Origin of the sequence: Arthrobacter sp. 8AJ (assembly GCF_902506025.1) — a bacterium.
In the GTDB taxonomy this organism is placed as follows: Bacteria; Actinomycetota; Actinomycetes; order Actinomycetales; family Micrococcaceae; genus Arthrobacter.
This window is the reverse complement of sequence record NZ_LR733289.1, coordinates 1,934,481-1,947,455: the sequence shown is the minus strand read 5'-3', so window position 1 is coordinate 1,947,455 and position 12,975 is coordinate 1,934,481. Positions and strand designations below refer to the sequence as shown.

Annotated in this window: 13 protein-coding genes; 2 read left to right on the top strand and 11 right to left on the bottom strand. The window is 68.3% G+C overall.

Annotated elements, in window-relative coordinates:
- The 4 genes from BACI349Y_RS09045 to BACI349Y_RS09030 all read right to left on the bottom strand — a co-directional run.
- Nucleotides 1-1,677, bottom strand: a 1,677-nt coding sequence (locus BACI349Y_RS09045; protein WP_236560776.1) for a vWA domain-containing protein, incomplete at its 3' end; no start/stop codon positions are given.
- Nucleotides 1,668-2,144: a hypothetical protein gene (locus tag BACI349Y_RS09040; protein ID WP_159631822.1), complete on the bottom strand. Its 477-nt coding sequence runs from the start codon at nt 2,142-2,144 to the stop codon at nt 1,668-1,670. The genes BACI349Y_RS09040 and BACI349Y_RS09045, both read right to left, overlap by 10 nt.
- Entirely contained in the window at nt 2,134-3,036 is a 903-nt protein-coding gene (locus BACI349Y_RS09035) for a DUF58 domain-containing protein (RefSeq protein WP_159631821.1), read from the bottom strand. The genes BACI349Y_RS09040 and BACI349Y_RS09035 overlap by 11 nt, the downstream gene beginning before the upstream one ends.
- A 6-nt stretch (nt 3,037-3,042) precedes the next feature.
- Nucleotides 3,043-4,050: an AAA family ATPase gene (locus BACI349Y_RS09030; RefSeq protein WP_159631820.1), complete on the bottom strand. Its 1,008-nt coding sequence runs from the start codon at nt 4,048-4,050 to the stop codon at nt 3,043-3,045.
- A gap of 109 nt (nt 4,051-4,159) precedes the next feature.
- On the opposite strand from BACI349Y_RS09030, the gene BACI349Y_RS09025 reads away from it, so the two are divergent.
- Entirely contained in the window at nt 4,160-4,387 is a 228-nt protein-coding gene (locus BACI349Y_RS09025; RefSeq protein ID WP_159631819.1) for a hypothetical protein, read from the top strand.
- Here the strand turns inward: BACI349Y_RS09025 and BACI349Y_RS09020 are convergent.
- The 6 genes from BACI349Y_RS09020 to BACI349Y_RS08995 all read right to left on the bottom strand — a co-directional run bounded on the left by BACI349Y_RS09020 (nt 4,384) and on the right by BACI349Y_RS08995 (nt 11,141).
- Complete coding sequence (locus BACI349Y_RS09020; RefSeq protein ID WP_159631818.1) at nt 4,384-5,214, bottom strand: carbohydrate ABC transporter permease; 831 nt, start codon at nt 5,212-5,214, stop codon at nt 4,384-4,386. The genes BACI349Y_RS09025 and BACI349Y_RS09020 overlap by 4 nt on opposite strands.
- Entirely contained in the window at nt 5,211-6,092 is an 882-nt protein-coding gene (locus tag BACI349Y_RS09015; RefSeq protein WP_159631817.1) for a carbohydrate ABC transporter permease, read from the bottom strand. The genes BACI349Y_RS09020 and BACI349Y_RS09015 overlap by 4 nt, the downstream gene beginning before the upstream one ends.
- A 2-nt stretch (nt 6,093-6,094) precedes the next feature.
- Nucleotides 6,095-7,447 (bottom strand): extracellular solute-binding protein, encoded by a 1,353-nt coding sequence (locus BACI349Y_RS09010; protein ID WP_159631816.1) that lies wholly within the window; start codon nt 7,445-7,447, stop codon nt 6,095-6,097.
- A 7-nt stretch (nt 7,448-7,454) separates the two neighbouring features.
- Nucleotides 7,455-8,654 (bottom strand): ROK family transcriptional regulator, encoded by a 1,200-nt coding sequence (locus BACI349Y_RS09005; protein WP_159631815.1) that lies wholly within the window; start codon nt 8,652-8,654, stop codon nt 7,455-7,457.
- Nucleotides 8,655-8,835: 181 nt separating this feature from the next.
- Nucleotides 8,836-10,008, bottom strand: coding sequence for a class I SAM-dependent methyltransferase (locus BACI349Y_RS09000; RefSeq protein ID WP_159631814.1), 1,173 nt, complete (start codon nt 10,006-10,008; stop codon nt 8,836-8,838).
- A gap of 50 nt (nt 10,009-10,058) precedes the next feature.
- Nucleotides 10,059-11,141 carry an FAD-dependent oxidoreductase gene (locus tag BACI349Y_RS08995; RefSeq protein WP_224026293.1) on the bottom strand — a complete coding sequence of 361 codons (1,083 nt, stop codon included), beginning with the start codon at nt 11,139-11,141 and terminating at the stop codon, nt 10,059-10,061.
- A 46-nt stretch (nt 11,142-11,187) separates the two neighbouring features.
- Between BACI349Y_RS08995 and BACI349Y_RS08990 the strand changes: the two genes are divergently transcribed.
- On the top strand, nt 11,188-12,564 hold the full coding sequence (locus tag BACI349Y_RS08990; protein WP_159631813.1) for an SAM-dependent methyltransferase: 1,377 nt from the start codon (nt 11,188-11,190) through the stop codon (nt 12,562-12,564).
- A gap of 89 nt (nt 12,565-12,653) precedes the next feature.
- Here the strand turns inward: BACI349Y_RS08990 and BACI349Y_RS20530 are convergent, their stop codons facing one another.
- Nucleotides 12,654-12,962: a hypothetical protein gene (locus BACI349Y_RS20530; RefSeq protein ID WP_442858406.1), complete on the bottom strand. Its 309-nt coding sequence runs from the start codon at nt 12,960-12,962 to the stop codon at nt 12,654-12,656.
- Between the last annotated feature and the right edge of the window lie 13 nt (nt 12,963-12,975).

Here is a 12,975-nt window from a genome sequence, read left to right as displayed (position 1 = left end):
CTGCACGTACTCCGCCGGCGAACGCGGAACGTTCCCTCCCCCGGTTCCCCCGCCGTCGGAGGCCTGGCCGGTGTTCTCCTTCATCCGTCCGCCGCCGGGCGTCCCGTAACCCAGCACCGCTCCCCCGGCCACCAATCCGCCGTCGACCTTCATGGCCTCTGGCTCTTTGCCGCTGGTTTGCTCGCCGTCCCCCAGGTAGTACACCAGCCTGGGCCGCCCGGGCTGGCTGTCCCGGGCAGCGGCCAGACGCTCGGAGAGCACCTGCCTGGCGGCGGTGATGCTGCTGCCCCTGGCGTAGGCGGTCACCTGGGGTTCCATGACGTCCGTGATGGTCTCCAGCGCCAGCGTGTCGGTGCTGAGCGGCATCCGGACGTGCGCGGTGGTGTCGAAGGTGATCACGGAGAAACGGGCGCCGGGCAGCCGTTCTGCGATGGCCTTGATGTCCTTGCGGACGCCCTCCAGCCGCGGAGCGCCATTGCCGTAGTCCTCGGCCACCATGCTGGTGGTGGTGTCCACCACGAAGAACACGTTGAGGTCTGCAGTGGCAGCCTGCACGGAGCCGCCGGGCAGGCTGGGCCGCAGGGCTGCTGCCAGGAGCAACAGGACAATGGTCCCCCGCCGCAGCCACGCCCTGCTGCGCAGGGGTGTCGGCTGCAGGCGCCACAGTATTGCGCACAGGACCAGCCCGGACAACAACGCAACACCCAGCGGCAGGGCCGGAACTTCCGAGAACACGGCGCGTGGCGCCCCCTGGATTCCCGCCGTTTTGGTTTGCTCCACGGCGGCGACAATTCCCGGCACAGCATCGGGACTGTCCAGGGCGTAGTACGAACCGCCGGTGGACTCCGCTGCAGCACGCAGCTGGGCACCGGGCTGGTCGGAACCGCTGCCATAGTCCAGGTCGCCCGGATTCAAGGCGTAGACGCGCACGGACCGCTCTTTGGCCAGCTGCGCAGCCTGATCCAGGGTCATGATCGGCCTGCCGGAAAGGAAGTTGTCCGTGGCCAGCACCACCGACCGCGAGCGCGTCGGGGTACTGCCCCCGCCTGCCGCGGTCCCGGCAGCAGCGGAGGATGAGCCGGTGCTGCCGGGGAAGCTGTTGAGGCAGGATGCCAGGCCGTCACCAATCAGTGACGATCCCCTGCCGCTCCAGGTGCCGTCCAGGAATCCCGAACTGCCGGGCTTGCCGTCGAAAGCGTCTTTGGCGCCCTGGAGCTGCTCCTGGGCGTAGGCGTAGTCGTCGGTCAGCGGAAAGACCTGGATGGCGCTGCTGTCGAAAATGGTCAGGCCGATCCGCTCGCCGTCGAAGTCTTTCGCCAGCCCGGCGAAGACGTCCAGCACCGCGGCGTCGGCACTGCTCATGGAGCCGGACGCGTCCAGACACAGCATGATGTCGCGGTTGTGCTGCTCCGGGCGGATGGTGGTCACGTCAGCCGGCCGTGCTGCCGCAACAGCGGCAGAGGCCAGCAGCACCGCGCAGGCCGTTCCGGCCACGGCCAGCAGGCGGCGGTGCCGCCTGAGGGCCGCCTGGTATTCCGGGAGCCGCGTGAGCCTGTCGGCGTGCGCCACGGGCCGTCGTCGTTCATTGGGGCGCCGGTTCCTGCGCAACGCGATCCATGCCGCAGCCCCGGCAGCGACAGCGGCGGGCGGCAGCAGCCACCAGAAGATCAGTTCCACGCCCGCACCGCCTCGGAAGCCCTTGCCGCCGACGCAGTGACGGATGGCAGCGGGCCGGGCCCGAACTCGGCGGGGTAAAGGGCTTCGATAACAGCGGCGGCCGCCGGGAGCGGGTGCCGGGCCAGGTCCTGGTGGGTCATCCTGGTGGCATCGACACCCGTTGCGTCCCGGACAAACCCGCGCAGCAGGAGGCTGATCTCCTGGTGCGCGGCACGTCCGGCAAGGTTTCCGGCCGCCGCTTCCCGGTCCACATCCTGGATGCGCTGGAGGTACGCCGCCTTGAGTGCAGGCAGTTCCGTCAGGGCGGACCGGGAGCCGGCGCTGCCGGGTTGGGAGCGGGCAGCCGGGCGGGTGGTGGCAAGCACGAAGACGTACCACCCGGCCACCAGGGCCAGGAGTGCCGCACCGCACCACATCCAGGCGGGGCTGTACTGCAACGGGCCGTAGAAGCCGGGCTCAGCCTGCACGCCGGTGCCTTTCCAGGAGGGCGAACAGGCCGGTGATAACGTCCCCGCTGCCGGCCACTTCACCCTCCGTGATTCCGGCCGCGCGCAACATGGCCTTGCGGCCCGCGCCGCGTTCTTCGGCGGCTGTGGCGTAGGCGGCCGCCACTGCCGAGGATGTGGCCAGCTGCCAGGCCAGGAGGGAGGAATCGGCCACGCTGTAGGAGTCCCCGCCGGTGTGTGGGCTTGCCCCGGCCACGGGTGAGGGCGCCAGTTCCGCGTCCCTGACCGTCAGCCAGAGGATCTCGTGCTGGGCGCGCAGCCGGCGCAGGAGCCGGCCGGTGGCATCGTCCGCGGCCAGTTCGTCAGCGACGACGAAGAGCAGGTGGCGGCCCTTGATGTTGCGCGCAACGTAGTCGAGCTGGTCCTGGATCCTGCTGGCTGCCGCTTCCAGGCCGGTGTGGGAGTCCACGTGCCGCAGCAGCCGTTCCAGGTGGGCCTCCCCGCTTTTAGCCGGGAAGGAACGGGTGGCCGATGAGTCACCGCATACCAGCCCCACCACGTCGCCGTGCCGGTGGGCCAGGTAGCCCAGGACGCCGAGGGACAGCACGGCGATGTCCTTTTTCACTTCCCCGGACAGCGCCTCCGCGGCCATGTTGCGCCCCGTGTCGGTGACGAGGAGGACAGTCTGGCGGCGGACAGCCACGTAACGCCGGATCAGGGGTGAGCCGTGGCGCGCCGACGCTTTCCAGTCGATATCGCGGACTTCGTCGCCGGGCACGTAGGCGCGCAGGTCATCGAAGTCCAGGCTGCGGCCCCTGAACACCGAGCCGTACTCGCCGTCGAGCATGCCGCGGGCTTTGCGGTGCGCGAAGATGGCCATCTTCGATTTCACGCGCTGGAGGAGGCTGGCCATGCGGGGTCAGGGAGTCTGGACGGCGGCCACGACGGCGTCGATCACCGATTCCACGGGAACCTGCTCGGCCACCGCATCGAAGTTCAGGATAAGCCGGTGCCGCAGCACCCTGTGGGCCAGCGACCTGACGTCCTCGGGGATGACGTGGTCCCTGCCGTTCAGCAGCGCCACCGCACGGGCTGCCCGGCTGAAGGCGATGCTGGCACGGGGGCTGGCGCCGAACTCGATGAACCCGGCAAGCCTGGCGTCGATGTACTGGGACGCGTTCCGGGTCACGTACACCAGTCCGACGATGTAGTTGATGACGGCCGGATCGATGTAGATGCGGGTGGCCAGTTCCTGGATCTCGGTGACGGCATCCAGGGAGGCGGCTGCGGCGGGCTTCTGTCCGGGGGTGTAGACGCCGGCGTCGATCCTGCGGATGATCTCGGCCTCTTCCGCAGGACTGGGGTAGTCCAGGACGTCCTTGAGCATGAAGCGGTCCATCTGCGCCTCAGGCAACTGGTACGTGCCCTCCTGCTCAATGGGGTTCTGGGTGGCCAGGACCAGGAACGGGGAGGGCAGCCGGTAGTCCTGGCCGCCGATGGACGTCTGGCGTTCCTGCATCGCCTCCAGCATGGCGCTCTGGGTCTTGGCGCTGGAGCGGTTGATCTCATCCAGCAGCACGATGTTGGCGTGGACCGGGCCGAGCTGCGTGTGGAAGCTGCCCTTGGCGGCGTCGTAGATCTGGGTTCCCACGATGTCGCTGGGCAGCAGGTCCGGGGTGCACTGGATGCGGCGGAATTCACCGCTGACGGCGTCGGCCAGGGTCTGCGCGGCGGTGGTCTTGGCCAGTCCCGGGACGCTCTCCAGCAGGATGTGGCCGCCGGTCAGCAGGCCCACCAGCAGCGATTCCCGCAGCCGGGACTGCCCCACCAACTTCGCATCGAAACTGCGTGAAATGTTGGCGGCCACTTGCTGCGCCCTGGCCAGCTCCGCAGGCTGGATTCGTGCGGGCACGCTGGTCGAAAGCACTGGTTTCCCCCTGATGACGGTGTTGGGAGCGCGGTCCGGGCCGGCTGTGTCCCGTGCGCCATCCTATCCAAGCCGGGCAGCCCGGGTCCGGCAATGGGCACCCCTCCCCATGCGGGTCCGGCAGGTCTATCCTTTTGCCATGATTGAGCTTCCAGCCAGTTACAAGGAATATCTCGCCGATAAGAGCCAGGTGGTCATCGACACGGTCAGGCCCGTCCTGATGCAGTCCGCGGCCGAAAAGCTGCACGGCGTCCGCGTGGTGGACACCCATCACGGCCACCAGGCCCACCTGGACGACACCCTGCCGTTCGGTGTGGTGCTTGAAGACATCGATTAGCCCCTGACAGCTCCCGACAGGGCCAGTGAGTTGCCGGACCCGCGCGCCACGATGGCGTAAAGGGCCAGGACAGGAACCGAATAGAGGATTGAGAATGCGGCCAGCTGGCCGTACGCCACTGCCCCGTGCTGGCCGAAGAAGCTGAAGATCGATACTGCTGCCGGCTGCCTTCCCTCGGAGAGCAGCAGCACGAACGGGACGAAGAAGTTCCCCCAGGCCTGGATGAACACGAAGATGAAGACCACGCCCAGGCCCGGGCCCATGAGGGGAAGCACGATTGAACGCAGACCGGCCAGCCTGGAGGCGCCGTCCACCCAGGCTGCTTCCTCCAGAGCCAGCGGTACGGCGTCCATGAAGTTCCTGGTCATCCAGATCGCCATGGGCAAGCTGGTGGCGGCCAGGAACAGCACCGTGGCCGGCAGGGAATCCAGCAGCCGGAGCTGCACGAACAGGCCGTAGACCGGCACCATGATGGCCGTGATGGGCAGGCAGGTACCGAACAGGATGCCGTACATGAAGGGCGTCGTGAAGCGTGACCGGTAGCGGGACAGGGGGTAGGCGGCAAGCACGGCCGCCGCCAGCGTCACCAGCCCGGTACCCGCGGACAGCAGGAGGCTGTTCCACAGCGGGCGGAAGAGCAGTTCAGGAGTGAGGACGGCGGCGAAGTTATCCAGTCCGGGCTGTTGGGGGACCTTGACCGCGTGTCCGGCGGAGGGGTCCACTGAACCGAGGACCAGCCAGAGCAGGGGCAGCAGGAAGCAGGCGCCGGTCAGCAGCAGGGCCACGTCCGCCCAGGTGCTGCGGTCACGTACGTTGCGGGCGGTCACGGTCTCTGCTCCCTGAGGAGGCGGAGGTAGGCTGCCCCGAACACTGCGCCGATGAGGATCAGGACCGTAGCGACGGCAGTGCCGTAGCCGATGTCCCCGAATTTGAAGGCTTCCTGGTAGGCCATGACGGGCAGCGTGGTGCTGCCGTTGGCAGGGCCCCCGGCGGTCATGACCCAAATCAGGGTGAAGACGGCGAGTGTCTGCAGCGTGACCAGCATCAGGTTGGTGGCAATGCTGCCCCGGATCACGGGCAGCGTGATGAACGCCAGCCGCTGCCAGGCGCCCGCTCCGTCCATCTGCGCGGCCTCGGTCAGCTCGCCGGGGACCCCGCTGAGTGCGGACCGGTACACCAGCATGGAAAAGGCGGTTCCGCGCCACACGTTGGCCAGGATCACGGCCGCCATGGGAACCGTATAGAGCCAGTCGGTTTCCGGCACCCCCAGCCGGCCCAGGAGTTGGTTGAGTGTCCCGTCGCGGCTGAAGAAGGCGTAGGCCGCGAACGCCGCCACGATTTCCGGCAGGACCCAGGCGGCCACGACGGCGGTCCCAACGGTTGCGGAGACCACGGGCCGTGCACGCCGCATCAGGACCGCAAGGGCGAGGCCCAGTACGTTTTGGCCCAGGATCGCCGAACCGGCGACGAACAGGACGGTCAGGGCCAGCGAAAGCGGAAGGACCGGGTCCTGCAGCAGCCGCTGGTAGTTGTCCAGCCCCACCCATTCGGGGTTCCTGGCATGCCGGCCGGTCAGTCCGGCGTTGGTGAGCGAGGCGTGGAAAGCCCACAGCACGGGGCCGGCGAGGAACACGAGCAGGAGCACGACGGCGGGCAGGACCGGCAGGTAGCGGAGCACTTGCCGTGTGCGGTGGCTGGCGGGCACCGCTACTTCCGGATGGTTTTGTCGCCGCCCACAATGCCGGCCACGGCCGTGTCATAATCCGCCGCCGCCTGCTCCGGCGTCCTGCTGCCGGTGATCACGGCCTCGGTGGCCTCCTGCACGGCAGCGGAGATGCGTGGATAGTCGGACGTCGCGGGCCGGTATTTGGTGACCGCGACCAGGCTGGACACGTCCTTCACGAACGGGTTGGCCGACTGGTAGCCGGGGTCGGCGGCGACGTCGGTGCGGACGGCGATCTGCGAGCTGTCCACCGTGAACGCCAGGGAGTTCTTTGCGTTCAGGGCGGTGGTCAGGAAATTGAACGCGAGGTCGGGCTGCTTGGTTTCCGCGCCAAGGGCCAACGTCCACCCTCCGGACATGCTCACTGCCCCGGGCGCGGCCCCGGTCTGGGTTGGGAACGGTGCCACTGCCATGTCCTGCCCGTAGCCCGGCCAGGCATAGCTTCCGCCGTCCTGCCAGAACGACGGCGCGTAGGAGCCTTCCACGGTTGCGCCAAGTTTTGCCTTGGGGAACCATTCGCCGAACACCTTCTTCCAGATGTTCGGGTCCAGCGCCTGGGCCGGGGGCACTGCGAGCTTTTCCCCATAGAGGGTTTCGAGGAAGGTCAGCGAATCCTTGAAGCCGGCCGAGCCAACGACCCACTTTTTCGAATCCTGGTCATAAAGGCTTGCGCCGGTGCCGTACAGGAGCTCGTAGAAACCCTGCATCACGCTTCCTTCACCGGTGCCCTTGCCGGCATACATGTTGAAGGGGAGCACATCCGGCTGGGAGGCTTTGATTTTCCTGGCGGTGTCCAGGATGTCCTGCCAGCTGGACGGGCGCCACGGCAGGCCGATGCCGGCAGCCTCAAAAACCTTCTTGTTGTACCAGATGGCGCGCGTGTCGGTGCCCAGCGGCACCGCGTACGTGCCGCCGTCGTCCGCTTTGCCTGCTTCCTTGGCGCCGGCGTCAAACGTGTTCCAGTCCCCCCACCCGGACAGGCGGCTGTCGAGGTTCAGGAGGTAGCCGGCGTCCACGTCGGAGCGGACCTTGAACGTGTCCTCGTAGAAGACGTCCGGGGCGGTGGAGGGCGACCGCAGCGCCAGGGCCAGCTTGGTGCCGTAGTCGTCGTCATTGGCCTGGATGGGCTGCAGTTCGATCGTGACGCCCTGGTTTGCGGCTTCGAACTCCTTCTTCGCGTTCTGGAACATGGTGTCCAGGGCGGTGAACGAGTCTGTCTTCTGGTATGCCACCTTGATGGTCCTGTTTCCGCCGGCCGGATCGGCAGGCGTGCAGGCTGCGAGGACCATGACCGCGGCGGCCACCACGGATAATGTCTTGGATGCCCGGCGAAACATGTCGCGGTCAGCTTTCCAGCAGGAGCCGTTGGGCGCGGGGCGCGAGCGTATGTTCAAGGACCAGCGAGGCTGCGCCGATGGCGCCCACGTCCTCCCCCACCCCGGTGCCCACAACTTCGATGGGGTGGATCAGGCGGGCGGCGCTGTTGGCATCCAGCAGCGGCGGGACCAGTTCGAGGTAGCGCTGCGACAGGCAGGTCCAGAACGGGCCGCCGAAAACGACCCGTTCAACATCCAGGGTGTTGGTGACCACCGATACCGCCCGGGCAACCAGGACGGCGGATTTGTCCAGGATGGCGGCGGCACCTTCGTCCCCTGCGTACGCACGGGCGCACAGTTCGGAAAAGCTCTGCTGGATTTCGGCGGCGCTCCCGGCCTGCGCGCCCTCCAGGATTCCCGCGGCCACCGCTTCCGCCACCAGGACCTGCGGAATGGCGGAGGATTTGACGCAGCCGCGCTGTCCGCAGTCGCAAAGGGGTCCGCCCGGGTCCACGATGATGTGGCCGATTTCGCCGGCGTTGCCGGACGTCCCCCGGACCACTTCATCGTTGAGGACGATCCCGCAGCCGATGCCGGTACCCATGTACATGAACACGAAACTGCCGGCGCCGCTGGGGCCGCCGGCCCACGTTTCCGCCACGGCGGCGCTGGTCACATCCTTGTCCACCAGCACGGAGTAGCCGGTGGCCTTGGCCAAGGCGTCCCGCAGTTCGACCCGGTCCCACCCGGGAAGAAGCGGCGGGTCCACCACAGTGCCGTGGTCGAGGTCGATGGGGCCGGGAGCGGCCACTCCGAGTCCTGCGATGCGGCCCTGGTCCACGCCGGAATCCTCCACGAGCTGGGCCAGCTCCGCAGCGATGGTGGCAATGACGGCGGCCGGATCGTTTCCGCCGGGGGTCTTGATCCGTGAGTGCCGTACCACTGCTCCGACGAGGTCCAGCACCACGAACGTTGTCACGGCCGGGTCCAGGTGGACCCCCAGGGCGTACATACCACCGGGGTTGAGGCGGAGGATGGTGCGCGGCTTCCCGGGGCCGCTGCCCTCCTTGCCTGCCTCGACGATCAGGTGCTGGTCCAGCAGCCGGCGGGAAATGTTCGAAATGGTCTGGGGCGACAGGCCGACGATCTGGGCGAGTTCCACCCGGCTGAGTCCCCCGGACGTCCTGCGGATTGCGTCGAGGATGACGGTGAGGTTGAAGTCCCCCATCCTGGGCAAGTTGGTTCCGCGCCTCGGAGAGGATTGGCGGATCTCAGACACTGTGTCCCCTAAACGTCTTCGGCTACCTGGCGGTGGTGATGCTTTGAATCGTACGTCAAGCGTGCGCCCGCGCCCACATGCGCGGGCAGCGGCGCGGCGGATGTTTTGGCCGGTGAGGCCGGGGATTGGCTCAGCGTGAGCTGCGTGTGCTGCGGGTGACCGTGAACTTCGGGTTCCGGCCCTCTACCACCGTGGGTCCTACGTGCCGCTCCAGCGCCGGGAGGTAGGCCAGGTGCCGGTTGTAGACCGTCCACAGCTCGCCGCCGGGCGCTAGGACCCGTCCTGCCGCTTCGATCATTTTCAGCCCCGCACCGGCGTGCACACCGGCACCAACGTGGAACGGCGGGTTCAGGAGTACGGCGTCCACCGAGCCGTCAGGGAAGGTGCTGAGCGCGTCGTCCTGCAGCACCGTGATCCGGTCCGCAAGTCCATTCAGGCGGGCGGTGGCCAGCGCGGACTGCACGGCGGCCGCCGATTGGTCCGTTGCCGTGACGGCGGCGGAAGGGAACTGCCTGGCATACATCGCGGCGAGGATGCCGGTGCCGCAGCCGAGGTCGACGGCGTGCTGCGCCGGCTTCATGGCGGGCAGGAACGTCAGCAGGAAGCGTGTGCCGATGTCCAGCCGGGCGCCGGCAAAAACAGCGCCGTGCGCGGCCACGTCCAGGTCCAGCCCGTCAAGGTGCTCCATCACGGGAAAGCGCGGGGCGGCCGTGGCGGTTTTGGGGCCGGCAGCAAGGAGAACCCGCGATTTTTGCCGTGCGAGCTGGGGCTGCACGGAAACGAAGTACCGTTCAAGGACCGCGTTCATGCCCAGTGACATGTGCTTCACCCGGCCACCCGCCAGCAGGCGGACATCCGGCGCGGCGTGCCCGGCCACGGCGGCAGCGATCTCCTCCAGCTCCGCCAGGGTCTTGGGGAGCTGCAGCAGGACGGTGTCCGCTCCGGCCAGCAGTTCGGGCCCCAGGGGCAGCTGCACGAAACCGGACCCGGCGCTGTCCGCCGGAAGCCCGGCAGCCTCACGCCTGGCCGACAGTTCGGCAGCGTTAAGCCGCAGCGCCCGTTCCCCGGTGACCAGGTCCTGGTGTACGCGCAGCGAGTCCGGGGCAAGCAGTTCGGAGGCGCCGAGCGTCAACGCCCCGTAGCGGTCCCCGATGACGGCCACGGCAGTGCCTGCCCGTCCAAGCTGCACCGAGGTCTCCAGCAGCAGCCTGTCGGTGGCGTCCCACGCCTGCAGGTTGGGCGCCTCAACATCGGGCCGCCGGCGCAGTACGTCGAAGATGTCCGCCAGGGTGTTTACTGCCACCGGTGTCCTGCCGCCTTCTGTTGCTTTTGCCGGCCCCGGGACCCGGGGCATCACCCCAACGTTACCGTTTCCGCTGCCGCCGCAATGCCCGGCAGCTTCAGGATCGCAGCCACTGCTGCGCGCCCCGCCCGGTTGGCGCCAATGGTGGACGACGACGGTCCGTAACCCACCAGGTGGACGCGCGGCTCGGCTGCCACCTGGGTTCCGTCCATGGCGATCCCGCCGCCGGGCCCCCGCAGGTGAAGCGGCGCCAGGTGTTCCAGTTCGGCCCTGAAGCCGGTGGCCCAGAGGATGACGTCGGCCCTCAGCAGGCTTCCGTCGGCGCGGCGGACACCCCCGGGTTCGATGGAGGTGAACATGGGCTGCCGGTCCAGGGCGCCCCGCTCCCTGGCTGCGCGCAGGGCGGGCGTCCAGATAAGGCCCGTCACCGAGACAACGCTTTGCGGCGGAAGCCCCTGGCGGACCCGCTCCTCCACGAGCGCCACGGCGTCGTGGCCCGCCCTGGCATCAAACCCAGCGTCGCGCCAGACCGGTTCCCTGCGGGTGAACCAACTGGTGGTGGTGATGCGTGATATCTCCTCCAGCAGACCCACGGCGGAGATGCCCCCGCCCACCACGATCACATGCCGGCCGCGGAACTCCTCCGCGGAGACGTAGTCAGCCACGTGCAGCTGCCTGCCGCGGAACGTTGACTGCCCCGGATAAATGGGCCAGAACGGACGGGTCCACGTGCCCGTGGCGTTGATGAGTGCTTTGGCGCTCCAGTCGCCGTCGGACGTTTCGATCCGCAGCCGCCCCGCCGGATCGCCGTCTTCACGCCTGACGGCCCGGACCTTGACGGGGCGGTGGACGTTAAGGCCCACCTCGGCCTCATAGGTCCCGAAATAGCGGGTCAGGAACTCGGAGCTGGGTTCGGCAGGATCCACGTCGGGTTTGGCGATGCCGGGCAGGTCACTGATCCCATTGACGGTGCCCATGCGCAGGCTCTTCCAGCGGTGCCGCCAGGCGCCCCCGGGACCTTCCTCGGCGTCGAGCACGGCAAAGTCCAGCCCCCGGCGCTGCAGGTGGTACGCGGCCGACAGGCCTGCCTGGCCCGCCCCGATGACCACCACATCGGTTGGGTCAGGAATCACTCCCCCATGATAGTCGTGGAGGGCAGCCCGGCCGTAGGGTGGGCGCATGGACACTGACGCAGCATCAGCGGGAACCGGAACCACTGGGCACGCCGCCCGGCTGGAAAAGGCCCTGCGAGTGGTTTTGGGGACCGGACAGATACCCCTTCGGTTGCGGGCCTGGGACGGCTCGGAAGCCGGCCCGCCGGACGCGCCGGTGCTGGAGTTCAAGTCCCGCAAGGCACTGCGGCGCATGCTCTGGTCACCGGGGCAGCTGGGTCTGAGCCGGGCGTACGTGGCAGGCGACATCGAGGCCCCCGGTGACATCTTCGCAGCCTTTACGGCCTTGAGTTCGGCGGGCAAGTTCGCGGAGCCCGGTCCGTTCCGCCCGCTGTCCGCCGGTGAGCTCTGGCTGCTGCTGCGCTCCGCAGCCCGGCTTGGCGCCATTGGACCCAACCCTGCTCCGCCACCCGAGGAGGCGCGCGTCGCGAAGAAGGGCCGGATGCACTCCCGGGGCCGGGATTCGGCCGCCATCTCGCATCATTACGACGTCGGCAACGACTTCTACGCCCTGGTGCTGGGACCGTCCATGGTCTACTCGTGCGCTGTGTGGCCGGACGGCCCTGTCACCGGGGGCGCAGCAGCTGCCGGGTCGGGTCTGGAACCGGAGGCTGGGGCTGATGATGGCCTGAGTGATGGCCTCGACGCCGCGCAGGAGGCCAAGCTGGACCTTGTCTGCCGCAAGCTGGGCCTCCAGCCCGGAATGCGGGTCCTCGACGTGGGATGCGGGTGGGGCAGCTTCGCTCTCCACGCTGCGGCCAGGTACGGCGCCACGGTGGTGGGCGTCACGCTGTCAACGGAGCAGGCCACGCTGGCGCGTAAGCGTGCAGCAGACGCCGGCCTCACGGGCAGTATCGAAATCCGGGTCCAGGATTACCGCGACGTGCAGGACGGGCCGTACGACGCCATCAGTTCCATCGGCATGTCAGAGCACGTGGGACGGGCCCAGACCCCCGAGTACGCCGCCGCGCTCTTCGGGCTGCTGCGCCCCGGTGGACGGCTGCTGAACCACGCCATCTCCTGGAACGCCGGCCCCACCGCCCCCGATCCCGACTCGTTCATCCCCCGCTACGTGTTCCCCGACGGTGAAATGATCAGCCTCGGCGAGATGGTGTCCGCCCTGGAAACTGCCCGGTTCGAAGTCCTCGACGTTGAGGCGCTGCGGCCCCATTACGCACTGACCCTCCGGGCCTGGGTCAGGCGGCTGGAGCAGAACTGGGCGGAAGCGATACGCCTGGCCGGGGAGGGGCGCGCACGGGTGTGGCGGCTGTACATGGCAGCCAGCGCCATTGGATTCGAAAATGGACTCACCGGAGTCAACCAGGTCCTGGTCCGCCGGCCGGGCGGGGAGGAACCGCCGTTGCGCCGGACTTCCTGGCTGTGACGAAAGCGCTGCGGCGAAAGCGCCCTCCTGCCGGGACGTAACCCGGCAGGAGGGCGGCTCGATGACCCCGGGGTCAGGCCTCAGTTCGGCTAGGCCACCGGGGAAGGTCCGCCAGGCTGGGTGAAATGCTGGGTCTTTTCGATCTGCACCACTTTCGGATCCGCTTCGTCGGCGGCGTAGTCCGTGGGCCGGGTGAGGTCTTCGCCGGTCCGGACCTTGAGGGCCCGCATCACCAGGGTCAGCAAGGCGGCGACCACCAGGTTCAGTGCGAACGCCGACACCGCGATGTAGACGCTGAAGTCGGTGCCGGGGATCGGCGCCACCGACCCGCCAAAGTGCGCCTTGGTCACCGGGTTGACCACGTTGTAGGCGGAGACGGTTCCGAAGATGATGCCCACCGCCCAGCCAACC